At 53.0% G+C, this 25,739-nt stretch carries 23 protein-coding genes and 5 tRNA genes; 19 read left to right on the top strand and 9 right to left on the bottom strand.

Features of this window, described 5'->3' with window-relative positions; genetic code table 11:
* Window positions 1-116 precede the first annotated feature (116 nt).
* Together hydN and hypF are read left to right on the top strand one after the other, a co-directional pair.
* Window positions 117-662, top strand: a complete 546-nt coding sequence (gene hydN / locus WN16_RS22190; RefSeq protein ID WP_003037366.1) for an electron transport protein HydN — start codon at window positions 117-119, stop codon at window positions 660-662.
* Between the two features lie 143 nt (window positions 663-805).
* Window positions 806-3,046 (top strand): carbamoyltransferase HypF, encoded by a 2,241-nt coding sequence (hypF, locus tag WN16_RS22185; RefSeq protein ID WP_044699697.1) that lies wholly within the window; start codon window positions 806-808, stop codon window positions 3,044-3,046.
* Between the two features lie 161 nt (window positions 3,047-3,207).
* On the opposite strand, the gene norW is transcribed toward hypF, so the two are convergent.
* Both norW and norV read right to left on the bottom strand, forming a co-directional pair.
* Window positions 3,208-4,341, bottom strand: coding sequence for an NADH:flavorubredoxin reductase NorW (norW, locus tag WN16_RS22180; RefSeq protein WP_044699695.1), 1,134 nt, complete (start codon window positions 4,339-4,341; stop codon window positions 3,208-3,210).
* Window positions 4,338-5,786, bottom strand: a complete 1,449-nt coding sequence (gene norV / locus WN16_RS22175; RefSeq protein ID WP_044699694.1) for an anaerobic nitric oxide reductase flavorubredoxin — start codon at window positions 5,784-5,786, stop codon at window positions 4,338-4,340. Before norV ends, norW begins: the two co-directional genes overlap by 4 nt.
* 188 nt (window positions 5,787-5,974) lie before the next feature.
* On the opposite strand from norV, the gene norR reads away from it, so the two are divergent.
* Entirely contained in the window at window positions 5,975-7,495 is a 1,521-nt protein-coding gene (gene norR / locus WN16_RS22170) for a nitric oxide reductase transcriptional regulator NorR (protein WP_058842597.1), read from the top strand.
* On the opposite strand, the gene gutQ is transcribed toward norR, so the two are convergent.
* The 7 genes from gutQ to srlA form a co-directional block, all read right to left on the bottom strand.
* Window positions 7,492-8,457 carry an arabinose-5-phosphate isomerase GutQ gene (gene gutQ, locus WN16_RS22165; protein WP_003037353.1) on the bottom strand — a complete coding sequence of 322 codons (966 nt, stop codon included), beginning with the start codon at window positions 8,455-8,457 and terminating at the stop codon, window positions 7,492-7,494. The two genes, norR and gutQ, sit on opposite strands and share 4 nt — an antisense overlap.
* On the bottom strand, window positions 8,450-9,223 hold the full coding sequence (locus tag WN16_RS22160) for a DNA-binding transcriptional repressor (RefSeq protein WP_003037350.1): 774 nt from the start codon (window positions 9,221-9,223) through the stop codon (window positions 8,450-8,452). The genes gutQ and WN16_RS22160 overlap by 8 nt, the downstream gene beginning before the upstream one ends.
* 137 nt (window positions 9,224-9,360) lie before the next feature.
* On the bottom strand, window positions 9,361-9,720 hold the full coding sequence (gene gutM, locus WN16_RS22155) for a transcriptional regulator GutM (protein ID WP_003037348.1): 360 nt from the start codon (window positions 9,718-9,720) through the stop codon (window positions 9,361-9,363).
* Window positions 9,721-9,775: 55 nt separating this feature from the next.
* Window positions 9,776-10,555 (bottom strand): sorbitol-6-phosphate dehydrogenase, encoded by a 780-nt coding sequence (gene srlD / locus WN16_RS22150; RefSeq protein ID WP_003037345.1) that lies wholly within the window; start codon window positions 10,553-10,555, stop codon window positions 9,776-9,778.
* Window positions 10,556-10,572: 17 nt separating this feature from the next.
* Entirely contained in the window at window positions 10,573-10,935 is a 363-nt protein-coding gene (gene srlB, locus WN16_RS22145) for a PTS glucitol/sorbitol transporter subunit IIA (protein ID WP_044699689.1), read from the bottom strand.
* Window positions 10,936-10,948: 13 nt separating this feature from the next.
* A complete protein-coding gene (locus WN16_RS22140) occupies window positions 10,949-11,920 on the bottom strand; it encodes a PTS glucitol/sorbitol transporter subunit IIB (protein ID WP_003840246.1) in 972 nt (323 codons plus the stop codon).
* Window positions 11,917-12,480 (bottom strand): PTS glucitol/sorbitol transporter subunit IIC, encoded by a 564-nt coding sequence (gene srlA, locus WN16_RS22135; RefSeq protein ID WP_003037339.1) that lies wholly within the window; start codon window positions 12,478-12,480, stop codon window positions 11,917-11,919. Before srlA ends, WN16_RS22140 begins: the two co-directional genes overlap by 4 nt.
* A gap of 265 nt (window positions 12,481-12,745) precedes the next feature.
* On the opposite strand from srlA, the gene mltB reads away from it, so the two are divergent.
* The 16 genes from mltB to WN16_RS22055 all read left to right on the top strand — a co-directional run bounded on the left by mltB (window position 12,746) and on the right by WN16_RS22055 (window position 25,735).
* On the top strand, window positions 12,746-13,825 hold the full coding sequence (gene mltB, locus WN16_RS22130; protein ID WP_003037336.1) for a lytic murein transglycosylase B: 1,080 nt from the start codon (window positions 12,746-12,748) through the stop codon (window positions 13,823-13,825).
* Window positions 13,826-14,017: 192 nt separating this feature from the next.
* The gene (gene pncC, locus WN16_RS22125) at window positions 14,018-14,515 is read left to right on the top strand and encodes a nicotinamide-nucleotide amidase (RefSeq protein WP_003037333.1); all 498 of its coding nucleotides are present in this window, start codon (window positions 14,018-14,020) and stop codon (window positions 14,513-14,515) included.
* Window positions 14,516-14,607: 92 nt separating this feature from the next.
* Window positions 14,608-15,672 (top strand): recombinase RecA, encoded by a 1,065-nt coding sequence (recA, locus tag WN16_RS22120; RefSeq protein WP_003037330.1) that lies wholly within the window; start codon window positions 14,608-14,610, stop codon window positions 15,670-15,672.
* A gap of 86 nt (window positions 15,673-15,758) precedes the next feature.
* On the top strand, window positions 15,759-16,259 hold the full coding sequence (gene recX / locus WN16_RS22115; protein WP_003037326.1) for a recombination regulator RecX: 501 nt from the start codon (window positions 15,759-15,761) through the stop codon (window positions 16,257-16,259).
* 128 nt (window positions 16,260-16,387) lie between these two features.
* Window positions 16,388-19,015, top strand: coding sequence for an alanine--tRNA ligase (gene alaS / locus WN16_RS22110; protein ID WP_003037323.1), 2,628 nt, complete (start codon window positions 16,388-16,390; stop codon window positions 19,013-19,015).
* Between the two features lie 237 nt (window positions 19,016-19,252).
* Entirely contained in the window at window positions 19,253-19,438 is a 186-nt protein-coding gene (csrA, locus tag WN16_RS22105; RefSeq protein ID WP_000906486.1) for a carbon storage regulator CsrA, read from the top strand.
* A 341-nt stretch (window positions 19,439-19,779) separates the two neighbouring features.
* Window positions 19,780-19,872: transfer RNA gene (locus WN16_RS22100), tRNA-Ser, on the top strand.
* A gap of 3 nt (window positions 19,873-19,875) precedes the next feature.
* Window positions 19,876-19,952 (top strand) — tRNA-Arg (locus tag WN16_RS22095).
* Window positions 19,953-20,042: 90 nt separating this feature from the next.
* Window positions 20,043-20,119: transfer RNA gene (locus WN16_RS22090), tRNA-Arg, on the top strand.
* Between the two features lie 39 nt (window positions 20,120-20,158).
* Window positions 20,159-20,235, top strand: a tRNA-Arg gene (locus WN16_RS22085).
* Between the two features lie 171 nt (window positions 20,236-20,406).
* Window positions 20,407-20,483: transfer RNA gene (locus WN16_RS22080), tRNA-Arg, on the top strand.
* Between the two features lie 247 nt (window positions 20,484-20,730).
* Window positions 20,731-21,297: a fructose-1-phosphate/6-phosphogluconate phosphatase gene (yqaB, locus tag WN16_RS22075; protein ID WP_044699675.1), complete on the top strand. Its 567-nt coding sequence runs from the start codon at window positions 20,731-20,733 to the stop codon at window positions 21,295-21,297.
* Window positions 21,294-21,722 (top strand): YqaA family protein, encoded by a 429-nt coding sequence (locus WN16_RS22070; protein ID WP_003839664.1) that lies wholly within the window; start codon window positions 21,294-21,296, stop codon window positions 21,720-21,722. Before yqaB ends, WN16_RS22070 begins: the two co-directional genes overlap by 4 nt.
* Before the next feature lie 77 nt (window positions 21,723-21,799).
* Complete coding sequence (gshA, locus tag WN16_RS22065) at window positions 21,800-23,356, top strand: glutamate--cysteine ligase (RefSeq protein WP_003037314.1); 1,557 nt, start codon at window positions 21,800-21,802, stop codon at window positions 23,354-23,356.
* A 149-nt stretch (window positions 23,357-23,505) separates the two neighbouring features.
* Window positions 23,506-24,021 (top strand): S-ribosylhomocysteine lyase, encoded by a 516-nt coding sequence (gene luxS / locus WN16_RS22060; protein WP_003037312.1) that lies wholly within the window; start codon window positions 23,506-23,508, stop codon window positions 24,019-24,021.
* Window positions 24,022-24,367: 346 nt separating this feature from the next.
* Window positions 24,368-25,735, top strand: coding sequence for a carbohydrate porin (locus WN16_RS22055; protein WP_044699674.1), 1,368 nt, complete (start codon window positions 24,368-24,370; stop codon window positions 25,733-25,735).
* Window positions 25,736-25,739: the final 4 nt, after the last annotated feature.

Here is a 25,739-nt window from a genome sequence, read left to right as displayed (position 1 = left end):
CGATGACACGCCCTTCTTGCGTCCATCAAAATAAAATTCCTTTAATAACAGTGAATTAAATTCTGGCACGATTTGTGAATGCTTCGGCAGATATTCTGTCATTGCTGGAGAAATTGATGAACCGTTTCATCATTGCAGACGCCAATAAATGCATTGGTTGCCGTACCTGTGAAGTGGCCTGCGTGGTATCCCATCAGGATAACCAGGACTGCGCATCGCTGACCCCTGAAACTTTTTTACCCCGCATTCACGTCATCAAAGGCGTTAATGTCTCTACGGCGACGCTGTGCCGCCAGTGTGAAGACGCGCCGTGCGCTAACGTCTGCCCGAACGGTGCGATCAGCCGCGATAAAGGTTTTGTTCACGTAATGCAGGAACGCTGCATTGGCTGTAAAACTTGCGTTGTGGCTTGTCCTTACGGCGCAATGGAAGTGGTCGTGCGTCCGGTTGTGCGTAACAGCGGCGCGGGTCTGAACGTCCGTGCAGAAAAAGCTGAAGCCAATAAGTGCGACCTGTGCCACCATCGCGAGGCCGGTCCTGCCTGTATGGAAGTGTGCCCGACTCACGCGCTGATTTATGTAGATCGCAATAAGCTTGAGCAACTTAGCGCGGAAAAACGCCGTCGCGCGGCGCTGGATTCCACCGCATCTTTGCTGTTCTGATATCTGAAAATCCGCGTAAAATACGGTAGTACTTATGCCGGATGGCGGCTTCGCCTTATCCGGCCTACTGTTCGCATCCCCGTAGGCCTGATAAGCATCGCGCCATCAGGCTAACCGGGATTGATGACTGCGGGAATAATCTAATGACAATAAACAACCACTCCGGCGTACAGTTGCGTATTCGCGGCAAAGTACAGGGCGTCGGATTTCGCCCCTACGTCTGGCAACTGGCGCAGCGGTTACAACTGCATGGCGATGTGTGTAACGACGGTGACGGTGTGGTTGTGCGCTTACAGGAAGATCCGGCGGTATTTATTGCGCAGTTACATCAACACTGCCCACCGCTGGCGCGCATTGACAGCGTTGAGAGCGAAGCATTCGCCTGGATGCAGCAACCTGCCGATTTCTCGATTCGTCAAAGTGCTGGCGGTACGATGAATACGCAAATCGTTCCGGATGCCGCGACCTGTCCCGAATGCCTTGTTGAAATGAACACCCCCGGCGAACGTCGCTACCGATACCCCTTTATCAACTGCACCCACTGTGGTCCACGCTTTACGATTATCCGCGCCATGCCCTATGACCGCCCGTTCACCGTGATGGCGTCGTTCCCACTCTGTGCGCAATGCGACAAAGAGTATCGTGACCCGTATGATCGTCGCTTCCATGCCCAGCCCGTTGCCTGTCCGGCGTGCGGCCCTCATCTTGAGTGGCTCAGCACGGATGAGCGGGCAGTGAAAGAAGAGGCGCTGCAGGCGGCGGTATCGCGACTGAAAGCAGGCGGTATTGTGGCGGTTAAAGGCATTGGTGGGTTTCATCTGGTGTGCGATGCGCGCAATGATGACGCTGTCGCGCTGCTCAGGCTGCGTAAACACCGTCCGGCGAAACCGCTGGCGGTAATGCTGCCAGGTGATGACGGACTGCCCGAACCTGCTCGTCGTTTGCTGACTACACCTGCTGCGCCGATCGTGCTGGTGCAGAAACGCTATGTCGCTGCATTGAGCGAGGGCATTGCGCCAGGGTTAACGGAAGTGGGCGTCATGCTGCCCGCGAATCCGTTGCAGCATTTGCTCTTACAAGAGATGAATTGTCCACTGGTGATGACCTCCGGCAACCTCAGCGGCAGGCCTCCGGCCATTACCAACGCCCAGGCGCTGGAAGATTTAAGTGCGATTGCTGATGGTTTCCTGCTGCATAACCGCGAAATTGTGCAGCGGATGGATGACTCCGTGGTGCGTGATAGCGGGGAAATGCTGCGTCGTTCCCGGGGGTACGTGCCGGATGCGGTCGCGCTGCCGCCAGGATTTCGCGACGTGCCGCCGATGCTGTGCTTAGGCGCGGATCTGAAAAATACCTTCTGCCTGGTGCGTGGCGAACAGGCGGTTATCAGCCAGCATTTAGGCGATCTCAGCGATGACGGCATTCAGCAGCAGTGGCGTGATGCGCTACGCCTGATCCAGAATATTTATGATTTTACGCCACAGCGTATCGTGCATGATGCCCACCCTGGCTATGTTTCCAGCCAGTGGGCCAGCGAAATGAATCTGCCAACCGAAACGGTATTGCATCACCATGCTCATGCCGCTGCATGTCTTGCCGAGCACGGCTGGCCGCTCGATGGCGGCGATGTGATTGCTCTGACGCTGGACGGCATTGGTATGGGGGAAAATGGCGAGCTGTGGGGCGGCGAATGTCTGCGGGTCAACTATCGTGAATGCGAACACCTTGGCGGCTTACCGGCGGTAGCGCTGGCGGGTGGCGATTTAGCGGCAAAACAGCCATGGCGCAATCTGCTCGCGCAGTGCCTGCGTTTTGTTCCTGACTGGCAGCGTTACCCGGAAACATCGGGGCTACAGCATCAAAACTGGAACGTACTGGCGCGCGCCATCGAGCGGGGAATCAATGCCCCGCTGGCATCGTCGTGTGGGCGCTTGTTTGATGCGGTTGCCGCCGCGTTGCATTGTGCGCCGGAATCGTTGAGTTATGAAGGTGAGGCGGCCTGTGCGCTGGAGGCGCTGGCATCGCAGTGTGCAGGCGTTGATCACCCTGTTACGGTGCCGCTTAATGGCAATCAACTGGACTTAGCGATTTTTTGGCAGCAATGGCTGATCTGGCAGACCGACCCTGCAGAAAGAGCGTGGGCGTTTCACGACGCGCTGGCGTGTGGTTTTGCCACGCTGATGCGTGAGCAGGCCGAAGCGCGCGGAATTAAAACGTTAGTATTCAGCGGTGGCGTGATGCATAACCGCTTATTGTCGGCCCGTCTGGCGTTTTATCTGCGTGATTTTACCTTACTGTTCCCGCAGCGTTTACCGGCGGGCGACGGCGGGTTGTCATTGGGACAGGGCGTGATTGCCGCGGCGCGGGTGTTGACGCAAAAATAAAAAAAGCCCCGGGACTGGCGGGGCAAGAAAAACATGTCGGGGCATACCGACAAGTGGCAACGCACATCCATGTGCGTGAGGTTAATAAATCAGTAGCAGCGTTGCCGGGCAAAGTCGTAGGCCGGATAAGCCGCGAAGTGGCGCCATCCGGCATCACAGACTTACACGGGCAACGTTTTCAGCAGCGCAAAGGCCTCTTTCATGCGGTCTTCACTGACGACAAACGCACACAGCTGGCCTTCGTCGTTCATCCCTCTTGCGACCATCCCCTGTGCTTCGGCGGCGATGTGCCAGTTCAGATCGCGGCGCTGGGTTTCCCCGGCCAAATGTAAAGGCAGTTCTGGCGTTTTGACTTTTACCAGCATGGCTGGCAGTTTCAATGGCGCATTGCCGCCGAGCAGGTTTTTCGCCAGATACATGGCGCTCAGCTGAATCGGCTGCAGGAACGGGAGCACCTGACCGTTAATCTCCGCACAGTCGCCGAGAGCATAAATGTCCGGGTGGCTGGTTTGCAGGTAGCTGTCGACGCAGACGCCACGATTGATGTTCAATCCGGCGCGACGCGCCAGTGCGGTTTCCGGGCGCAGACCGGTGGCGGCAATCACCGCATCGACTTCTACGTTGCGGCTACGATCGAGCGTAGCGCGAATACCGGTGCTGGTTTTCTCCAGACTCTGGAGCTGTGATTTCAGCAGCAGGTGTACGCCCATATCGGTCAGACGATGCTGTAAGCGACTGCTGACTTCTGGCGGCATCAGCGAAGCCAGAATGCTGGCAGCGTTGTCGATAAGCGTTACCGCTTTACCGGCACGACAAAAATCCATCGCCAGTTCACTACCAATCAAGCCGCCGCCGACAATCAGCACCCGCTGGGCGTCACGCAGCTGCGTTTCACAAGCGCGATACTCTTGTTGGCTGTTCAACGTGAGCATTAACTCACGTCCGGTAACCGGTGGTACAAAGGCTGAAGCGCCCGTCGCCAGCACCAGCTTGTCGTACTGCCACTGCTTGTCCTGACTTTTCACTACGTGGGCATCGGCGTTGATGTCGGTTACCCAGGTATGTGGGAACAGGCGCAAATTAAACTGTTCGGCAAACTCCCCCGCCGACTGGCGGGTGAGGTCGTCTGCACGCTGCGACTGACTGATAACATGGCTGAGATCGGGCTTGTTGTACTCATCCATGCTGTCCGCGGCAATCAAGGTCAGCGGAACATTCGCATCCTGCTTACGGATATTTTTGACTAACTGGCGGGCGGCGAAGCCCGAACCAATGATGACAATGCCGTGACTCATTTTGCCTCCGTTGCCAGTACGTCGAAGACGTCTTTACCTAGTGAGCATTCCGGGCACAGGAAGTTGTCCGGAACTTCGCTCCATGGCGTACCCGGAGCAACGTCCTGCAACGGTTCGCCTTTCGCCGGATCGTAAATCCACTGGCACACGCTGCACTGCATGCTTGGACCAAGATCGGCGGCAGCCGCAGCGGCACATGCACAGGCTTCTTCCTGGGCGACGGCTTTCACGGTTGTTTCCGGCAATGGAGCCAGCGCCCACTGACGCGCGATTTCACGGCCGTGCTGGCGGCACAGTTCCAGTGCATCCAGGTCCGGACGCCATTTCGCTTTCAGGCTCAGTGACATCTCGAAACCTGCATCCTGCAAACGCGTGGACAAACGGTCTACTGCACCGCCGCTCCAGCCGTGCGAGCCAAAGGCGCTGGCACGCTTGTTACGAAAACGCAGGCCGGTCATCTCTTCCACCAGACCGGCGATTTTCGGCATCATCACGTTGTTCATTGTGGAAGTCCCGACCAGCACGCCTTTAGAGCGGAAGACGTTGGTCAAAACTTCGTTTTTGTCGCTGCGGGCGACGTTAAAGATTTTTACCGCCACGTTCGGGTCGACTTCGTTGATGCCCTGGGCAATCGCGTCCGCCATCATGCGGGTGTTGTTGGACATGGTGTCGTAGAAAATGGTGATGCGGTCTTCCTGATAATCCGCCGCCCATTTCAGGTACAGCTCAACGATTTGTGTCGGGTTGTCGCGCCATACCACGCCATGGGAAGTGGCAATCATATCGACCGGCAGGTTGAAGCCGAGGATCTCAGTAATTTTCGGTGTAACCAGACGGCTGAATGGCGTCAGGATGTTGGCGTAGTAACGCTGGCACTGTTCGAACAGTTCAGTCTGGTCAACTTCGTCGTTAAACAGACGTTCGTCGCAGTAGTGCTGACCGAAGGCGTCGTTACTGAACAGCACCGCATCGCCGGTCATGTAGGTCATCATACTGTCCGGCCAGTGCAGCATCGGCGTTTCAACGAAGATCAGCTGCTTGCCGTTACCAATGTCCAGCGAATCACCGGTTTTCACTACGTTAAAGTTCCATTCCGGGTGATGGTGGTGCCCGTTGATAGAGTCAATGGCGTTGGCGGTGCAGTAAATCGGCGTGTCCGGGATGCAGGACATCAGCTCGGTCAGCGCCCCGGCATGGTCTTCTTCAGCGTGGTTAATGATGATGTAGTCGATATCCGCGAGGTCAATTTCACTGCGCAGGTTCTGCACGAATTCACGACTAAACTTGTGGTCTACTGTATCGATCAGGACATTTTTTTCTTCACGGATGAGATAGCTGTTGTAGCTGCTGCCGCGCAGCGTTTTGTATTCAGTTCCGTGGAAATCACGCACTTCCCAGTCACGTTGGCCAACCCAATGAATGTTATTTTTAACCAGAATAGACATAACAACCTCAATTAATTCAGCGTTTTTCAAAAAAGATGTTTTGCTAATTGCAGGTTGCGTGCCAACTTTTTATTTGTTTGATTTTAAAGGATTAGTTGTTTTACCACCTATAAGGTGGTAGTCAAAATGACTATATGTTTTATTGTCAATATGACAATATTAATTGTCAAAATGACAATGAGGTAGACATGAGCTTTTCCGTAGACGTGCTGGCGGGCATCGCCATTGAATTACAAAGCGGTATTGGGCATCAGGACCGTTTTCAACGACTGATAACCACCTTGCGTCAGGTGCTGGAGTGCGACGCGTCGGCACTGCTGCGCTACGAGTCGCGACAGTTTATTCCGCTGGCGATCGATGGGCTGGCGCAGGATGTTCTCGGCAGACGCTTTACTCTGGAAGGGCATCCGCGTCTGGAGGCGATTGCCCGCGCCGGGGACGTGGTTCGTTTCCCTGCCGACAGCGATTTGCCAGACCCGTATGATGGTCTGATTCCGGGGCAGGAGAGTCTGAAGGTGCATGCCTGTATTGGACTGCCGTTGTTCGCCGGTCAAAATTTGATTGGTGCGTTAACCCTGGATGGCATGGAGCCCGATCAGTTCGATGTTTTCAGCGATGAGGAGCTTAGGCTGATTGCCGCGCTGGCGGCTGGCGCATTGAGCAATGCGTTGCTGATTGAACAGCTGGAAAGCCAGAATATGCTGCCAGGTTCGTCGACGGCTTTCGAGCAGGTGACGGAAACCCAGATGATTGGCCTGTCGCCCAATATGATGCAGTTGAAAAAAGAGATAGAGATTGTGGCGGGGTCCGATCTCAACGTGCTGATTAGCGGCGAAACAGGGACCGGGAAGGAGCTGGTGGCTAAAGCTATCCATGAAGGTTCACCGCGCGCGGTGAATCCACTGGTGTATCTGAACTGCGCGGCGTTGCCGGAAAGCGTTGCCGAAAGCGAACTGTTTGGTCACGTAAAAGGCGCGTTTACCGGGGCTATCAGCAATCGTAGCGGTAAGTTTGAAATGGCCGACAATGGAACGCTATTTCTCGACGAGATAGGCGAACTCTCGCTGGCGCTACAGGCTAAGCTGCTGCGCGTATTGCAGTACGGTGATATTCAGCGCGTGGGTGACGATCGCAGCTTGCGCGTGGATGTGCGAGTGCTGGCGGCGACGAACCGTGATTTACGCGAAGAGGTGTTGGCCGGGAATTTCCGTGCGGATTTGTTCCACCGGCTGAGCGTCTTTCCCCTTTCGGTACCGCCTCTTCGTGAACGCGGTGAAGACGTGGTGCTGCTGGCAGGCTATTTTTGCGAGCAATGTCGGCTGCGGCTGGGACTGTCCCGCGTGGTGTTAAGCCCCGGTGCGCGTAGTCATCTGTTGAGCTACGCCTGGCCCGGGAATGTGCGCGAGCTGGAACATGCCATTCACCGCGCGGTGGTTCTGGCAAGGGCGACCAGGGCAGGGGATGAAGTGGTGCTGGAGGCGCAGCATTTTGCCCTGCAGGATGAAGCGCCAGTAACACCGACGGCGGAAGTTGTTGCGGAGATCCCACAGCATCACAACCTGCGTGAAGCAACAGAGTCGTTCCAGCGGGAGATGATCCGCCGGGCGCTGGCACAAAATAACCATAGTTGGGCGGCAAGTGCGCGGGCGCTGGAAACAGACGTCGCCAACCTGCACCGGCTGGCGAAGCGTCTGGGGTTGAAGGATTAGATAATACCGGCCTGATAGAAATCCTGCAGGTTGATAGCACCGGTGAGTTTACCGTTTTCATCGACCACCGGGGCGGCAGTGATTTTGCGCTTCATCAGGATCTCTTTGGCGTCAATCGCGCGGCTCTGCGCCTGCAGTGTAATGCCATTCTGGGTCATTGCTTCGCTAACCTGAGTGGTGAGCGCTCCGCCGCCAACCAGCCAGCGGCGCAGGTCGCCGTCGGTAAAGACCCCTTTCACCAGTGACTGGTCGTCGCAGACCGCGACCAGGCCAAGACCCGTGCGGCTGAGCTCCAGCATCGCGTCCATGACGCTGGTGGTAAGCGTCACCTGCGGGATGGCATCGTCACGGCGCATCAGATGATGCACTTTATTTAACAGACGAGCGCCCAGCGCACCTGCCGGATGCGAGCGGGCAAAATCTTCCTCGTTAAAGCCGCGCGCCTGCATTACGGCGATTGCCAGCGCATCGCCCATCATCAACGTATTTACGGTACTGGACGTCGGTGCCAGGCGCATCGGACAGGCTTCGCGTTCAACGGAAATATCCAGCACGGCTTTGGCGGCCAGGCCCAACGGTGAGGTCGGTTTTCCGGTCATTGCCAGCAGGGCGACGGATTTGTCTTCCAGGCGCGGAATGATGAGATCCAGCTCTTTCGCACCGCCGGAGTAGGAGATAAACAGCATGACATCACGGCTTTCGATCATCCCTAAGTCACCGTGCAGCGCTTCCGCCGGATGCACAAAAAAGGCAGGCGTGCCGGTACTGGCGAGGGTCGCCGCAATTTTTTTGCCAATATGACCTGATTTACCAATACCGGAGACAATGACTTTGCCTTCACAGTGGATGATAGTATTGGCGGCGCGGACAAAATCATCGCCCAGTCGCTCAGGCAAACGGCTGGCTTCCTGTAGTTCCAGCATTAACGTCTGACGGCCCGCGTTCAGTAGTGCATCACTCATTGGTTTCTCCGGTTATGATCACTTCAATCCCTTTTGCTTCCAGCGCCTGACGAAATGCAGGGTCGATACCTGCATCGGTAATCAGCTTGTCGACGCTTTCCAGACTGCATACAACATTAGGGCTTTTGCGCCCAAATTTTGACGAGTCAGCCATCAGAATCACTTCGCGAGCGGCATTACACATCGCTTTACTGACGCTAAACACCTCATTAAAAGTGGTCACGCCGGCATTGAGGTCAATGCCGTCGGTACCCATGAAGAGTTTATCAAAGCTGAACTGCTCAAAGGCGTTTTCTGCCAGCTGACCGTGAAATGACGCAGATTTTTTGCGAAAGGTCCCGCCCGGCATCAGGATGGTTTGCTCGTTGTCCAGCTCCGAAAGGGCGTTAACAATGTGCAGACTGTTGGTCATGACGGTGATGTTGCTAAAGCGTGTGAGCATCGGCACCATCTGCAGTACGGTGCTGCCCGCATCCAGAATAATAGAGTCGCCATCGTGTATAAAACGGACGGCAGCTTCGGCAATCTGCTCTTTTTTATGCGTATTAATTAGCGTTTTGTGATCGATTGGCGGATCGGATTCGTCTTTATTTAATACCACGCCGCCATAGGTACGAATGACGGTTCCGGCGTTCTCCAGAATGACCAGGTCTTTGCGAATGGTCGTGCCAGTCGTGTCAAAGTAGTGGGCCAGTTCTTCAACCGAGCATTTTCCCTGCTTTTGCAGGTGCTCCAATATGGCAGCCTGACGCTGACGAGGTTTCATAGGCGTGATTACCCTGACTTATGTATTTACCCGTCATACTTCAAGCTGCATGTGCGTTGGTCTTCCTGCAACTCGAATTATTTGGGGTATAGGTTGCAAAATGATAATTTCGCAAGCTATTAGCATTCACAACGAAATTACCCATGTTTCAGTTTAAGCGCCAATGATAGTGCATTCTGTGCTAACGGATCATGGGGAAAGATCACATCAGGCTGTAAATCATCAAGATGTTTGCCGGTTATCGTGGCAATTTTGCCGGGTCTGGCGAATACCGTAAGACCTTTCATAAATAACGTGTCGGTCACCCGCTGCTGCTCATTTAGCGCGATGGCGACTACCACGCGCGGTTTAAAACGCCCACCGGAGCGACCAACACCAACCCGACCCTGTTGGCAAAGCCTATCAAACGCCCGGTTAAAGCGGGATATTTGCCAGCCACCAAGCGCCAGTTGTAGACACCAGGCGATAGCGGCGACGGTAATCAGTGCGGAAACCATTTTGTACTCCTTTGATTTTGCCGGATAAGCGCAGACGCCATCCGGCAATTCAACATTAAAACATCACCTGACCGCCGGTGACGTTGATGGACTGCCCGGTACAGTAAGAGGCTTTCGGACTGGCGTAAAACAGCAGCATGTTTAGCACGTCCTGATAATCGCAGCCGCGCTTAAGCGGAACCTTATCAATGTAGTACTGCTCAACTTCATCTGGCTTAAGGCCAAGTTTGGTTGCATATTGCGGTAATAACGACTGGAACATCGGTGATTTCAACAGATTGCCGAGCATCAGTGAATGCACGGTAATGCCGTATTCCGCCAGATCCAGCGCCAGTGACTGGGTTAAGCCCACGCCGCCAAATTTTGCCGCGCTATAGCCTGAATTGTGTTTGCTGCCCACTTTCCCTGATTTGGAGTTGATCTGGATAATGCGTCCCTGCACGCCATCGCGGATCATCAGGCGTGAGAATTCACGTGCACAGAGGAAGTAGCCAACCAGATTGACCTGCAGCGAGCGGTCGAAATCCCCAAGCTGAAAGTCGCTGATAAACGCGGCTTTAGCGATACCCGCGCTGTAAACCAGCAGATCAACACGACCGAATATTTCATCCACTCCGCGCGACAGTGCCAGCACGCTCTGTTCGCTGGTGGCATCTGCGCCAAAACCGTAGGCGGTGCCTTCGCCAAACTCGGCGTTAATTTCTTGCGCCACGTTGGCGGCTTTATCGCTTTGAATATCCACCACCGCGACGCGGTATCCTTCTGTCGCAAGCCCACGGCAAAGGAATGCCCCAAGGGTCTGGCCTCCACCAATGACAACGGCAACCTGATTCATCTTTATCTCCTTCAATCTTAAGCAACAAACTTCAAAATACAGCCCGGCGTAATACCGTCCGGTACGGGACCTGCAACGTGTACGGTACCGGGGAATTCCGCTTCACTCAGTCCGTCAAAGCGCAGAGTGATATGCCCGAGTTCACGTAAGTTTTGTTCCGCCACGCTGCCAACGGCGGTGACCGGGTAGTGATGCTGGCCTAGTTCAAACTGGATCCCAGCTTGCAACGAACCGTTCAGCTCGCCGTGGCAATGGATGAAGCAAAACTCCTCGATATCCGCGGGCGCGCCTTCACGAAAGGTAATCAGCATCTGGTCGCACAATGCATCCGGGGCGCTCTGGCCGATACGGGTGATGGTGGTTTGATAAATCACGGTCATTTTTGAGTGCCTCTTATTGGTAAATAAAGCCGGAAACAAACCAGGCGATGAGAACGGTTGGCGCGCCGGTCAGAAAGCGGCTCACCAGAACGGATGGCACGCCGACGCGGACCGTGTCCTGACGCGCTTCGGCCAGCGACAACCCGACAGGAATAAAGTCACATGCGGCCTGGGCGTTAATGGCGAACAGGGCAGGTAGCGCCAGATGTGGGGGAATATTCCCCAAACCAATCTGTACACCGATCAGCACTCCGATAACCTGGGCGATGACCGCACCGGGGCCGAGGAAAGGCGAAAGCAGTGGGAAAGAGCAGATCAGTGCCAGCGTGACCAGTCCCAGCGGATGGCTGGCCAGTGGTGCGAGTCCATGGGCGATCCAGTCTCCCAGACCCGAAGCCATAATGATGCCGATCAGTGCTGAGACGAATGCCATAAACGGCAGAATGGTTTTCAGGACGGTATCAATAGTGTCGCGCCCGGCCTGGAACAGAACCGCAACGGCTGAACCCATGCCCATTCCGACTTTTGCCAACAGACCATCGCTTTGCTCGGTAATTTTCTTGCTGGTGTCGTAATCGCGTCCCATGCTGCTGCTTGCGGGCGTTGGCGTGGCGGACGCTTCGCCGACAACGGTAATGTTTTCTTCTTTTACGCCAGAGACATAGATATCTTCGACAATGTACTGAGCCAGTGGGCCGGATTTACCCGTAGCGTGAATATTCACCGTCGGTATACGGCGTTTAGGGTAGATCCCACAGCGCAGCGTGCCGCCGCAGTCGATGATCGCCACACCAATTTCGCTCTCCGGCGGCTCGCCCTCTTTGAAGCCATCAACGGCCTGCCAGCCGGTCAGGCTTGCTATCCTGTCGACGATCGCGGGGCGAGTTCCTGCGGTGATATAGACAATTTTCTTGCCCGGAACGGCATCCAGTTCAAGCGGGCCACCCCAGCCGCCGGTGCCTTTTTCAATACGAATACGTGTCATGATGTTGCTCCCGCCAGATGTACCTTTTGCTCAAGTTGAATGCCCATTTTTTTCTCGAAGATAGTGGTGGTGAAATCGGTCACCCAGCCACGGAAGAAGTTGGTCACCAGACCGACCAGCAAATAGCTCACCGCCAGTGGGCCAAGCGGAAGCCCCAGCGTGGTCAGTCCGCTGGCGATCCCCAGATAGACAAACAGTTCGCCGGGGTTGATGTGCGGGAATAAGCCGTTCATGGAATGGCAACTGTAAGACGCGGCGGCGTAGTAACTGGGCTTGTATTTTTCTGGCATAAAGCGACCCAGACTCAGCGTCATTGGGTTACAAAATACAAATGTGCCGATGCACGGCAGTAGCAAATAGCGGGATAGCGGGTTTCCGGCGCAACGCTGGGCAAAACGTTCAATACGCTGCTGACCGATAAAGTTAATCAGCGCATTCATGATGACCAGCAGACTGATCAGCAGTGGCAGAATACCGGTCACCATGCCGGTAAACACTTCTCCGCCTTTCTGGAACAGCCCGATAAACCACTCAGCACCGAGTGTGATGGTGTCGATCATTATTCTCTCCTGTAGGGATTTTTAGTTATCTTGCCAAACGGTGGCTGATTTTAATCAGATTGAAAGATATAAAAGTGTTATTTTGATCTCAAAATAAAAGATAAATATTTTAATTTGAAAGTTTTTGCGTGAAAGCTCGCAAATGTGATGGTCAGAGATGAAAGGGGATGTAAATTCTGTGAAGGAGAGCGACTACCGCTTCCTTGTATGGCGGAGGATGCTTTACCATACTTCTCCCAGGCTGAATTTGTTTAATGGATGTCTCATGTTCAAGCGTCGTTATGTAGCGTTACTCCCCCTTTTCGTACTGCTCGCTGCCTGTAGCAGCAAACCTAAACCTTCAGAGACTCAAACGACTACGGGTGCGCCATCCGGCGGCTTCCTGCTTGAGCCACAGCACAACGTCATGCAAACGGGCGGCGATTTTGCCAATAATCCGAACGCGCAGCAGTTCATCGAGAAAATGGTGAACAAGCACGGCTTCGACCGCCAGCAGCTGCAGGAGATCCTGTCGCAGGCCAAGCGTCTGGACTCGGTATTGCGTTTGATGGACCGCCAGGCACCGACGACTCAACCGCCAGCCGGACCTAACGGCGCATGGCTGCGCTATCGCAAACAGTTCATCACACCTGACAACGTGCAAAACGGCGTGGCTTTCTGGAATCAATATGAAGATGCGCTGAACCGTGCGTGGCAGGTCTACGGAGTTCCGCCGGAAATTATTGTCGGTATTATTGGCGTAGAGACTCGCTGGGGCCGCGTGATGGGTAAAACGCGGATTCTGGATGCGTTGGCGACGCTGTCGTTTAACTATCCTCGTCGTGCGGAATACTTCTCTGGTGAACTGGAAACCTTCCTGCTGATGGCGCGAGATGAAAGCGACGATCCGCTTGATTTGAAAGGTTCTTTCGCGGGGGCAATGGGATACGGCCAGTTTATGCCGTCTTCCTATAAACAATATGCCGTTGATTTCAATGGCGATGGACACATTAACCTGTGGGATCCGGTTGATGCCATCGGTAGTGTGGCGAACTACTTCAAGGGCCACGGCTGGGTGAAAGGCGATACGGTCGCGGTTCCGGCAAATGGTCAGGCACCTGGGCTTGCGAACGGTTTTAAAACCCAGTACAGCATTTCTCAGCTTGCTGCCGCGGGTCTGACGCCGCAGCAGTCGTTGGGGAATCATCAGCAGGCCAGCCTGCTGCGCCTGGATATTGGCACGGGTTATCAGTACTGGTATGGGTTGCCGAACTTCTACACGATTACCCGCTATAACCACAGCACGCATTACGCGATGGCAGTCTGGCAGTTAGGTCAGGCGGTGGCGCTGGCGCGCGTACAGTAATCGCTCCACCGGCCTACCGGAAGATATCTCTGGTAGGCCGGATAAGATGTCCTGGCATCGTCATCCGGCAGGTCTTATTTGTGCAACGGAGCAATTTTTGGAATCCCCCTCGTAAAACGTTCTCCCCATCCCCACATTGGTCATGAAAGTGCTATCTTGTCCGGCATATTTTTTTAACTGACAGAGGCTGAAATGACCGACAGTGAACTGATGCAGTTAAGCGAGCAGGTTGGCCTGGCGCTGAAAGCGCGCGGGGCAACCGTGACGACGGCGGAATCCTGCACCGGCGGCTGGGTAGCCAAAGCGATTACGGATATTGCCGGAAGCTCCGCCTGGTTTGAACGCGGGTTTGTGACCTACAGCAATGAAGCCAAAGCGCAGATGATTGGCGTGCGCGAAGAGACGCTGGCCCAGCATGGCGCGGTGAGTGAGCCTGTGGTGGTGGAGATGGCGATAGGCGCGTTAAAAGCCGCCCGCGCGCATTTCGCTGTTTCGATAAGCGGTATTGCGGGGCCGGATGGCGGTAGCGAAGAAAAACCTGTGGGAACGGTATGGTTTGCCTTTGCCAGCGCGAGCGGCGAGGGGATTACCCGCCGGGAATGCTTTAGCGGCGATCGCGATGCGGTCCGTCGGCAGGCAACCGCCTACGCGTTACAAACCCTGTGGCAACAATTTCTACAAAATACTTGATACTGTATGAGCATACAGTATAATTGCCTCAACAGAACATTATCTATCACGTTTCGCGGTTTAACCCGAAAGCGGCATGACAGGAGTAATTAATGGCTATCGACGAAAACAAACAGAAAGCGTTGGCGGCAGCGCTGGGTCAGATCGAAAAGCAATTCGGTAAAGGCTCCATCATGCGCCTGGGTGAAGACCGTTCCATGGATGTGGAAACTATCTCCACCGGTTCGCTTTCTCTGGATATCGCATTGGGCGCGGGCGGTTTGCCAATGGGCCGTATCGTCGAAATCTACGGGCCTGAATCCTCCGGTAAAACAACGCTGACCCTGCAGGTTATTGCCGCTGCGCAGCGTGAAGGTAAAACCTGTGCATTTATCGATGCAGAACACGCACTGGACCCGGTCTATGCCCGTAAGCTTGGCGTTGATATTGATAACCTGCTGTGTTCTCAGCCGGATACCGGTGAGCAAGCGCTGGAAATCTGTGATGCGCTGGCGCGCTCCGGTGCGGTTGACGTTATCGTTGTCGACTCCGTTGCCGCATTGACGCCGAAGGCAGAAATCGAAGGCGAGATTGGCGACTCTCACATGGGCCTTGCGGCGCGTATGATGAGCCAGGCGATGCGTAAGCTGGCCGGTAATCTGAAGCAGTCCAACACGCTGCTGATTTTCATCAACCAGATCCGTATGAAGATTGGCGTTATGTTCGGTAACCCGGAAACCACCACCGGTGGTAACGCCCTGAAATTCTATGCGTCTGTTCGTCTGGATATCCGTCGTATTGGTGCGGTGAAAGAAGGTGACAACGTGGTTGGCAGCGAAACCCGCGTTAAGGTTGTGAAAAATAAAATTGCAGCGCCGTTCAAACAGGCTGAATTCCAGATCCTTTACGGTGAAGGCATCAACTTCTACGGCGAACTGGTTGACCTGGGCGTGAAAGAGAAGCTGATTGAAAAAGCTGGTGCATGGTACAGCTACAACGGTGAGAAAATCGGTCAGGGTAAAGCGAATGCGACCAACTGGCTGAAAGAAAACCCGGCAACTGCGAAAGAAATTGAGAAGAAATTACGTGAGCTACTGCTCAATAACCAGGATTCAACGCCTGATTTCTCCGTTGATGACAGCGGCGAAGACGTAAAAGAAACAAACGAAGATTTCTGATAATCTGTTTTGAATCGCATGTTTTGAATCGCATATAGTAAAGGGCTGCATATCATGCAGCCCTTTTTCATTTCTGAAGGCTTACTATGACAGAAGCAACTTCCCGCCGTTCCGCTTATTCCCGACTGCTTGACCGCGCCGTACGTATTCTGGCGATGCGCGATCACAGCGAGCAGGAACTGCGGCGCAAGCTGGCCGCTCCGGTGATGGGGAAAAATGGACCAGAAGAAATTGATGCCACGCCGGAGGATTACGACAAGGTCATCGCCTGGTGTATTGAAAGTCGTTATCTGGATGATGATCGCTTCGTGCAACAGTTTATCGCCAGCCGTAGCCGCAAAGGTTATGGACCTGCCCGGGTGCGCCAGGAATTAAACCAAAAAGGGATCACGCGTGAAGCTATCGAGCGGGCCATGCGTGAGTGCGAAATTGACTGGGCAGTGCTTGCGCGTGAGCAGGCCATTCGGAAGTACGGTGAACCTTTACCTGTCGATTTTTCAGATAAGGTAAAGGTCCAGCGTTTTTTGCTCTATCGCGGCTATCTGATGGAAGATATTCAGGCAATATGGCGAAATTTTGACGATTGACCGCATACGGGATTTTACTTCCCAGTAAAGAAAACTTATCTTATTCCCACTTTTCGATTGCCAGAGGCGCAGTTTGCTTGCCGATGCTGGTAATGACATTTCGTTAGCTTGATTTCTTCAGGATAATTATGAGCAAGAGCACCGCTGAGATCCGTCAGGCGTTTCTCGATTTTTTCCATAGTAAAGGACACCAGGTAGTTGCCAGCAGCTCCCTGGTACCGAACAATGACCCTACTTTGTTGTTTACCAACGCCGGGATGAACCAGTTCAAGGATGTTTTCCTTGGCCTCGACAAGCGTAATTATTCCCGCGCAACCACCTCGCAGCGTTGTGTACGTGCGGGTGGTAAGCACAATGACCTGGAAAACGTCGGTTACACTGCACGTCACCACACTTTCTTCGAAATGCTGGGCAACTTCAGCTTCGGCGATTACTTCAAACACGATGCTATTCAATATGCATGGGAACTACTGACCGGTGAAAACTGGTTTGCCCTGCCAAAAGAGCGTCTGTGGGTCACCGTCTATGAAACTGACGATGAAGCCTATGAAATCTGGGAAAAAGAAGTCGGTATTCCGCGCGAACGTATCATCCGCATCGGTGATAACAAAGGTGCGGCTTATGCTTCCGACAACTTCTGGCAGATGGGTGATACCGGTCCTTGCGGTCCATGCACCGAAATTTTCTACGACCACGGCGACCATATCTGGGGTGGGCCTCCGGGAAGTGCAGAAGAAGATGGCGATCGCTACATTGAGATTTGGAACATCGTCTTCATGCAGTTCAACCGTCAGGCTGACGGCACCATGGAACCGCTGCCGAAACCGTCCGTGGATACCGGTATGGGTCTGGAGCGTATTGCGGCTGTGCTGCAACACGTTAACTCCAACTATGAAATCGACCTGTTCCGTTCACTGATTGAGTCCGTGGCGAAAGTCACCGGCGCGACCGATCTGAGCAACAAGTCGCTGCGCGTTATCGCCGACCATATCCGTTCCTGTGCGTTCCTGATTGCCGATGGCGTTGTGCCGTCGAATGAAAACCGTGGCTATGTGTTGCGCCGTATCATTCGTCGCGCGGTACGTCATGGCAACATGCTGGGCGCGAAGGATACCTTCTTCTACAAGCTGGTTGGTCCGTTGGTGGACGTCATGGGCTCTGCAGGTGAAGAACTGAAGCGTCAGCAGGCTATGGTTGAGCAGGTTCTGAAAACCGAAGAAGAGCAGTTTGCACGTACTCTGGAGCGTGGTCTGGCGCTGCTGGATGAAGAACTGGCAAAACTGTCTGGCGATACGCTGGACGGCGAAACCGCATTCCGTCTGTATGACACTTACGGTTTCCCGGTTGACCTGACGGCAGACGTTTGCCGCGAGCGTAACATCAAGGTTGATGAAGCTGGCTTTGAAGCTGCAATGGAAGAACAGCGCCGTCGCGCACGTGAAGCCAGCGGTTTTGGCGCAGACTACAATGCAATGATTCGTGTTGATGGCGCCTCTGAATTTAAAGGCTACGAGCACCTGGAACTGAACGGCAAAGTCACCGCGCTGTTTGTTGATGGTAAAGCGGTAGACGCAATTAACGCAGGTCAGGACGCTGTTGTCGTACTGGATCAGACGCCGTTCTATGCGGAGTCTGGTGGTCAGGTTGGCGATAAGGGTGAACTGAAAGGCGCAGGTTTTGCGTTTGCCGTTAGCGACACACAGAAATATGGCCAGGCCATTGGTCACATTGGCAAGCTGTCTGCGGGTTCTCTGAAAATTGGTGATGCAGTACAGGCTGATGTGGATGAAGCGCGTCGTGCGCGTATTCGCCTGAACCACTCCGCAACGCATCTGATGCACGCGGCGCTGCGCCAGGTTCTGGGCACACATGTGGCACAGAAAGGCTCGCTGGTTAACGATAAACTGCTGCGCTTCGACTTCTCTCATACCGAAGCGATGAAGCCTGCTGAAATCCGTGCTGTTGAAGATCTGGTGAATGCGCAAATTCGTCGCAACTTGCCGATTGAAACGAACATCATGGATCTCGAAGCGGCAAAAGCCAAAGGCGCAATGGCGCTGTTTGGCGAGAAATATGACGACCATGTGCGCGTTCTGAGCATGGGTGATTTCTCTACCGAACTGTGTGGCGGTACTCACGCCAGCCGTACGGGTGATATCGGTCTGTTCCGCATAGTGTCCGAGTCAGGTACTGCGGCAGGCGTTCGTCGTATCGAAGCGGTAACCGGTGAAGGCGCTATCCAAACCGTGCATGCTGAGAGCGATCGCTTAAGCGATGTTGCGCAGCTGCTGAAAGGCGATAGCCAGAATATCGCTGACAAAGTTCGTTCCGTGCTGGAGCGTACACGTCAACTGGAAAAAGAATTGCAGCAATTGAAGGAACAGGCTGCGGCGCAGGAGAGTGCAAATCTTTCCAGCAAAGCGGTTGATATCAACGGTGTGAAGCTGCTGGTCAGTGAACTCGCGGACGTTGAGCCGAAAATGTTGCGTACCATGGTTGATGATCTGAAAAATCAACTGGGGTCTACCGTTATCGTTCTGGCAACGGTAGTGGAAGGTAAGGTTTCTCTGATTGCGGGTGTGTCTAAGGACGTGACAGATCGCGTGAAAGCAGGGGAACTGGTTGGAATGGTCGCTCAGCAGGTCGGCGGTAAGGGTGGCGGTCGTCCGGACATGGCGCAAGCCGGTGGTACGGATGCAGCGGCTCTGCCTGCAGCGTTAGCCAGTGTGAAAGGCTGGGTCAGCGCAAAACTGTAATAACTATAAGCGTCAGCGCATGCCGAAACCCTAAGTTACGGCATGCGAATCAACGCTATCGACAATGATAAAGTCAGGTTGAAGTTGTGTATATCGGCTAAACTTAGGTTTAACAGAATGTGATGCCGTGACTGCTTACACTTAGGTGTTTGTCATCGCTTACTTTTTGGCGTTATATGATGGATAATGCCGGGATACAGAGAGACCCGACTCTTTTAATCTTTCAAGGAGCAAAGAATGCTGATTCTGACTCGTCGAGTTGGTGAGACCCTCATGATAGGCGATGAGGTCACCGTGACAGTTTTAGGGGTGAAGGGCAACCAGGTGCGCATTGGCGTAAACGCCCCGAAAGAAGTTTCTGTCCATCGTGAAGAGATCTACCAGCGTATCCAGGCTGAAAAATCCCAGCAGTCCAGTTACTAAGGTTTTCGCGTCTCACCTTTCTGGTGAGGCGCAACCTGATTGAGTCACCCTTTTTCTTCTCTTCTCTTTTCTTCTTCGTCCTCCCCATTTTTTCGATTCTACTGGGCGTAATGCCTTTCCCGACGAAGTTTCCGTTTGTTCACTGCTTCAGGAAATTGCCAATTTATCTGTTGATAAAACACTCTTTTTGCCGTTTTTGCAGACTAATTGCGCGTGAAATGTGCAAACGATAAAAGCTCTGGAAAAATTGTTTGACTTATAAGTCCCAGAAAGTAATATGTGCGCCACGCAGCGACGATGAGCAGAAACAAGTTCTTCGAAGCACTCGCAAGAGGCGTGTTGGTGAGGTGGCCGAGAGGCTGAAGGCGCTCCCCTGCTAAGGGAGTATGCGGTCAAAAGCTGCATCCGGGGTTCGAATCCCCGCCTCACCGCCATTTGCATCCGTAGCTCAGCTGGATAGAGTACTCGGCTACGAACCGAGCGGTCGGAGGTTCGAATCCTCCCGGATGCACCATCTTCTCTGCAATGACGCATTAGCGTTGTTACGGAAATCGATATCACTTTAGCAGCGATATCAAATCTGCAGTAAGTAAGTTTTCCTGATGCATCCGTAGCTCAGCTGGATAGAGTACTCGGCTACGAACCGAGCGGTCGGAGGTTCGAATCCTCCCGGATGCACCATCTTCTTCGCAGTATCAGTAGTAAACAGCAATTCCCGATGCATCCGTAGCTCAGCTGGATAGAGTACTCGGCTACGAACCGAGCGGTCGGAGGTTCGAATCCTCCCGGATGCACCATCTTCTCCGAGATAGCAGCAAAACTGTTGTTTCATGGTCTGCGAGATAATCGCCAGTACCAGGGAGAATAACGTTGCTTCAGCAACGGCCCGCAGGGCGAGGCGCAGCCGAGTAATCCTCCCGGATGCACCATCTTCTTCGCAGTATCAGTAGTAATCAGCAATTCCCGATGCATCCGTAGCTCAGCTGGATAGAGTACTCGGCTACGAACCGAGCGGTCGGAGGTTCGAATCCTCCCGGATGCACCATCTTCTCCGAGATAGCAGCAAAACTGTTGTTTCATGGTCTGCGAGATAATCGCGAGCACCAGGAAGGATAACGTTGCTCCAGCAACGGCCCGCAGGGCGAACGCTAGTGAGTCATCCTCCCGGATGCACCATCTCCCCCTTTAAATTATTTCCACATACTCTCTGAACACCCCTCAATTCGCTGTCAGCGACAAAATCAATCAATTACGATAAAATAACGTCTGGTCATTCGGCTTGTGAGAAGACGATGTACGAACGTTATGCGGGTTTGATTTTTGATATGGATGGCACCATCCTGGATACTGAGCCAACGCACCGTAAGGCGTGGCATGAGGTATTGGGGCATTATGGGCTGCGGTTTGATGAACAAGCCATGGTCGCCCTCAACGGCTCCCCAACGTGGCGTATTGCCCAGTCGGTAATTGAATTGAATCATGCCGATCTTGACCCCCATGCCTTAGCGCGCGAGAAAACTGACAAGGTGAAAAGCATGTTGCTGGATAGCGTCCAGCCTCTGCCGTTGGTTGACGTCGTGAAAGCCTGGCATGGGCGTCGGCCTATGGCAGTAGGAACGGGGAGTGAAAGCGCAATTGCAGAAGCGCTGCTCGCTCACCTTGGACTGCGTCGCTATTTTGATGCTGTCGTCGCAGCCGATCACGTACAACGCCACAAACCTGCTCCTGATACGTTTTTGCTTTGTGCCGAACGTATGGGGGTTATTCCGGCGCGTTGCGTCGTGTTTGAAGATGCCGATTTTGGAATACAGGCGGCGCACGCTGCGGGAATGGACGCCGTGGATGTCCGGTTATTGTGAGTGATGGACTGTCGCTCCTGTCACTGTTTGCCAGTAGTTTTCTCAGCGCCACGCTATTACCCGGCAATTCTGAAGTTGTTTTAGTTGCTTTGCTGGTCTCCGGGATAAGTCATCCCTGGGTCTTAGTCTTAACAGCAACAATGGGTAATAGCCTTGGAGGGTTAACTAACGTTATCCTTGGGCGTTTCTTTCCTTTGCGTAAAACATCGCGCTGGCAAGAAAAAGCCACTGGCTGGCTGCGGCGCTATGGCGCTGTCACACTATTATTAAGCTGGATGCCGGTTGTAGGTGATTTATTGTGCCTGTTAGCCGGGTGGATGCGCATCTCGTGGGGTCCAGTTCTCTTTTTCTTATGCCTTGGCAAGGCGCTGCGCTATGTTGTTGTCGCAGCGGTTACGACGCAAGGCATTATGTGGTGGCACTAATTGTGTTGTGAGATAGCCTTCAGGGTAACCAATACCATTATGCTAATTAAAACGATTTTGACAGGCGGGAGGTCAATTTGATCCCGGACGTATCACAGGCGCTGGCCTGGCTGGAAAACCATCCTCAGGCGTTAAAGGGGATTCAACGTGGTCTGGAGCGCGAAACGCTGCGTGTTAATGCAGATGGGTCATTAGCAACGACAGGCCATCCTGAGGTGTTAGGCTCAGCGCTAACGCATAAATGGATAACTACTGACTTTGCCGAAGCGCTGCTGGAATTTATCACTCCGCCAGGCGATGACATTGAGAAAATGCTCACATTCATGCGCGACCTGCATCGTTATACCGCCAGAAACCTGGGCGACGAGCGTATGTGGCCGTTGAGCATGCCTTGCTATATTGCCGAAGGCCAGGATATCGAACTGGCGCAGTACGGCACGTCGAACACCGGTCGCCTGAAGACGCTGTACCGTGAAGGCCTTAAAAACCGTTACGGTGCGTTGATGCAGACAATCTCAGGCGTACACTACAACTTCTCGCTGCCAATGGCTTTCTGGCAGGCGAAGTGCGGCGTAACCGAAGGCGAAGATGCTAAAGAGAAGATCTCCGCGGGCTACTTCCGTCTGATCCGCAACTACTACCGTTTTGGTTGGGTGATCCCGTATCTGTTTGGCGCCTCTCCGGCCATTTGTTCCTCATTCCTGCAAGGAAAACCAACAACTCTGCCGTTTGAAAAAACCGACTGCGGGATGTACTACCTGCCGTACGCGACCTCGCTGCGTCTGAGTGATTTGGGCTATACCAATAAGTCGCAAAGCAATCTTGGAATTACGTTTAACGATTTGCATGAGTATGTGGCAGGATTAAAGCGCGCGATTAAAACGCCCTCCGAGGAGTACGCAGCGATCGGTCTGGAGAAAGACGGTAAGCGTCTGCAAATCAACAGCAACGTTCTGCAGATTGAAAATGAGCTGTATGCGCCTATTCGTCCGAAACGCGTCACTCGTCGTGGTGAAACGCCGTCTGATGCGCTTCTGCGTGGCGGTATCGAGTACATCGAAGTACGCTCGCTGGATATCAACCCGTTCTCACCGATCGGCGTGGACGAGCAGCAGGTACGCTTCCTCGATCTGTTTATGGTCTGGTGTGCGCTGGCCGATGCCCCGGAAATGAGCAGCGATGAATTGCTGTGTACGCGTAAAAACTGGAATCGCGTGATTCTCGAAGGTCGCAAGCCAGGACTGACGTTAGGTATTGGCTGTGAAACGGCCCAGTTCCCGCTGCCTAAGGTTGGGAAAGATTTGTTCCGCGATCTGAAACGCGTGGCACAAACGCTGGACAGCATCGATGGGGGAGAGGAGTATCAGAAGGTCTGTGATGAACTGGTTGTCTGTTTTGACAATCCTGAACTGACTTTCTCTGCCCGGATCCTACGGTCTATGATTGATGAAGGCATTGGCGGTACGGGCAAAGCGCTGGGTGAGGCTTACCGAAATCTGCTGCGTGAAGAGCCATTAGAAATATTGCAGGAAGCTGAATTTATTGCTGAAACCGAGGCTTCGAAGCGTCGTCAGCAGGAGATCGAAGCGGCTGATACTGAGCCGTTTAGCGTGTGGCTGGAAAAGCACGCTTGATACAAAAGAAAAAGGCCACTCGGGAGTGGCCAAAATTTCATCTCTGAAAACAGGGATGATGATAACAAATGCGCGTCTTTCATATACTCAGACTCGCCCCGGAACAAAGAGTTCAGATTATTTTTAAAAAATTTATCGGAGGTGGCTAAATGCCGTTGTTAGATAGTTTTACTGTCGATCACACCCGGATGGAAGCTCCCGCGGTCCGGGTTGCAAAAACGATGAACACCCCGCATGGCGACGCAATCACCGTGTTTGATCTGCGTTTCTGCATTCCGAACAAAGAAGTCATGCCTGAGAAAGGTATCCATACGCTGGAGCACCTGTTTGCAGGTTTTATGCGTAACCATCTGAACGGTAATGGCGTTGAGATTATTGATATCTCTCCGATGGGATGCCGTACCGGCTTCTACATGAGCCTGATTGGTACGCCGGACGAGCAGCGTGTTGCCGATGCGTGGAAAGCGGCAATGGCGGACGTGCTGAAAGTACAGGATCAGAACCAGATCCCGGAGCTGAACGTTTACCAGTGCGGTACGTATCAGATGCACTCTCTTAGCGAAGCACAGGATATCGCGCGTCATATTCTGGAGCGTGATGTACGCGTGAACAGCAATGAAGAGCTGGCGCTGCCGAAAGAGAAATTGCAGGAACTGCATATTTAGTCTTATTGATTAGCTGTTCCAGTATTTAAATTAACCCCGGTTTATGTCCGGGGTTTTTTATTTCTTCATATAATCTATATCTATTATATTTACGACAGGAATATAATTTAAGCTAATTAATTGGTGACCTGTTAAATAACAAAACGTGATCTGGTAAACAGAAAATAATGGATAATTAACGATGCCAGCTCACACCGATCACATAAATCAAAAAACATAAATAATTAATAGAAAAACATAATGGAATACGCCAGATATCCAGGTAATAAAAAGACTCTTTTCATCGCTGGTGGATGGGGTTTTTATCAAATCTTATCTGGTATACATTAAACTTTAGGGATAAAAAATGAAGGTGAAATATTTAGCGCTTGTGGTCGGCGCTTGCTTTTCGCATAACCTTTGGGCAGCAAATACCGCTATTGAACAGCGTCTTGCTGAACTGGAGCAGCGCGTGATTAATGCCGAACAGCGAGCCGCAGATGCTGAATCGCAAATTCGCTCGCTGAGGCAGCAGCAGGTAGCCGCAGCGCCGACGGTGCAAGTACAATCTGCTGAACCCTCCGCCTCTACGGAAAATCCACCCAAGTTAACGCTATCCGGTTTTAGCGATATCAAGTTCTATGGCGACGTTGAGTTTAATATGGATGCGGCAAGCCGCTCTGGTAGCCTGACATCAACCAGAACTTCAGCAAATAAAGATTGGGCGCCGGGAACGAATGAACGTTGGGATATCAACGGGCGTCTGCTATTAGGGTTTGATGGCTACCAACGACTGAACAACGGTAATTTCGCCGGATTCTCAGTTCAGCCGCTGGCAGACCTGACCGGAAAAATGAATCTCGATGATGCAGTGTTCTTTTTTGGCCAGGAAAAAGACTGGCAAATTAAGGTCGGACGTTTTGAAGCGTACGATATGTTCCCGCTGAATCAGGATACGTTTATTGAATATTCAGGTAATACGGCGAATGATCTTTACAGTGATGGCTATGGCTATATTTATATGATGAAAGAGGGGCGTGGACGTAGCGACAGCGGCGGTAATTTCCTGATAAGTAAAACCATCGATAACTGGTATTTTGAAGTGAATACATTGATGGAAAATGGCAGTACGCTCTATACCGAGAAGCAGTACCACGGGATGGACTTAACCAATGATAAAAACGTGGCTTACGTGCGCCCGGTGATCGCCTGGCAAAACGGGCGTTTCTCGACGGCAGTGGCGATGGAAAGTAACGTCGTTAACAACGCCTACGGCTATTATGAGAACGGGAAGTGGATCGATCAGTCCGATCGTACGGGGTATGGTTTTACCATGACCTGGGACGGACAAAAAACCGATGCGGAAGACGGCGCGGTGATTAACCTGAATACTGCTTATATGGACGCGACCGATGAGACCGATTTTACCGCTGGGGTAAACGCGTTGTGGCATCGATTCGAACTGGGCTATATCTATGCGCATAACAACATTGACGCTTTCAATGCCACTAACCTGGAGGCCGTTTGCGAGGAAGACTGCTGGATCACCGATCCGGGCAGCTATGATATTCACACTATTCATGCCTCATATTTATTCCCCAATGTGATGGATATGAAAAACTTTAATATCTATCTCGGTGCTTATGCCTCATGGGTTGAGGCCGATCCGAACAATGGCGACAACAGCGAAGATGCACGTTACGGCGGACGCCTGAGATTCAAATATTATTTCTGATGCT

This window comes from Citrobacter sp. ABFQG (assembly GCF_004322975.1).
GTDB lineage: Bacteria > Pseudomonadota > Gammaproteobacteria > Enterobacterales > Enterobacteriaceae > Citrobacter > Citrobacter freundii.
Note: the sequence above shows the minus strand (reverse complement) of the source record. Positions and strands in the feature narration are given on the sequence as shown.

Coding starts and splice junctions, on each gene's coding strand:
- hydN (WP_003037366.1), top strand. CDS start 117: ATGAACCGTTTCATCATTGCAGACGCCAATAAATGCATTGGTTGCCGT.
- hypF (WP_044699697.1), top strand. CDS start 806: ATGACAATAAACAACCACTCCGGCGTACAGTTGCGTATTCGCGGCAAA.
- norW (WP_044699695.1), bottom strand. CDS start 4,341: ATGAGTCACGGCATTGTCATCATTGGTTCGGGCTTCGCCGCCCGCCAG.
- norV (WP_044699694.1), bottom strand. CDS start 5,786: ATGTCTATTCTGGTTAAAAATAACATTCATTGGGTTGGCCAACGTGAC.
- norR (WP_058842597.1), top strand. CDS start 5,975: ATGAGCTTTTCCGTAGACGTGCTGGCGGGCATCGCCATTGAATTACAA.
- gutQ (WP_003037353.1), bottom strand. CDS start 8,457: ATGAGTGATGCACTACTGAACGCGGGCCGTCAGACGTTAATGCTGGAA.
- WN16_RS22160 (WP_003037350.1), bottom strand. CDS start 9,223: ATGAAACCTCGTCAGCGTCAGGCTGCCATATTGGAGCACCTGCAAAAG.
- gutM (WP_003037348.1), bottom strand. CDS start 9,720: ATGGTTTCCGCACTGATTACCGTCGCCGCTATCGCCTGGTGTCTACAA.
- srlD (WP_003037345.1), bottom strand. CDS start 10,555: ATGAATCAGGTTGCCGTTGTCATTGGTGGAGGCCAGACCCTTGGGGCA.
- srlB (WP_044699689.1), bottom strand. CDS start 10,935: ATGACCGTGATTTATCAAACCACCATCACCCGTATCGGCCAGAGCGCC.
- WN16_RS22140 (WP_003840246.1), bottom strand. CDS start 11,920: ATGACACGTATTCGTATTGAAAAAGGCACCGGCGGCTGGGGTGGCCCG.
- srlA (WP_003037339.1), bottom strand. CDS start 12,480: ATGATCGACACCATCACACTCGGTGCTGAGTGGTTTATCGGGCTGTTC.
- mltB (WP_003037336.1), top strand. CDS start 12,746: ATGTTCAAGCGTCGTTATGTAGCGTTACTCCCCCTTTTCGTACTGCTC.
- pncC (WP_003037333.1), top strand. CDS start 14,018: ATGACCGACAGTGAACTGATGCAGTTAAGCGAGCAGGTTGGCCTGGCG.
- recA (WP_003037330.1), top strand. CDS start 14,608: ATGGCTATCGACGAAAACAAACAGAAAGCGTTGGCGGCAGCGCTGGGT.
- recX (WP_003037326.1), top strand. CDS start 15,759: ATGACAGAAGCAACTTCCCGCCGTTCCGCTTATTCCCGACTGCTTGAC.
- alaS (WP_003037323.1), top strand. CDS start 16,388: ATGAGCAAGAGCACCGCTGAGATCCGTCAGGCGTTTCTCGATTTTTTC.
- csrA (WP_000906486.1), top strand. CDS start 19,253: ATGCTGATTCTGACTCGTCGAGTTGGTGAGACCCTCATGATAGGCGAT.
- yqaB (WP_044699675.1), top strand. CDS start 20,731: ATGTACGAACGTTATGCGGGTTTGATTTTTGATATGGATGGCACCATC.
- luxS (WP_003037312.1), top strand. CDS start 23,506: ATGCCGTTGTTAGATAGTTTTACTGTCGATCACACCCGGATGGAAGCT.
- WN16_RS22055 (WP_044699674.1), top strand. CDS start 24,368: ATGAAGGTGAAATATTTAGCGCTTGTGGTCGGCGCTTGCTTTTCGCAT.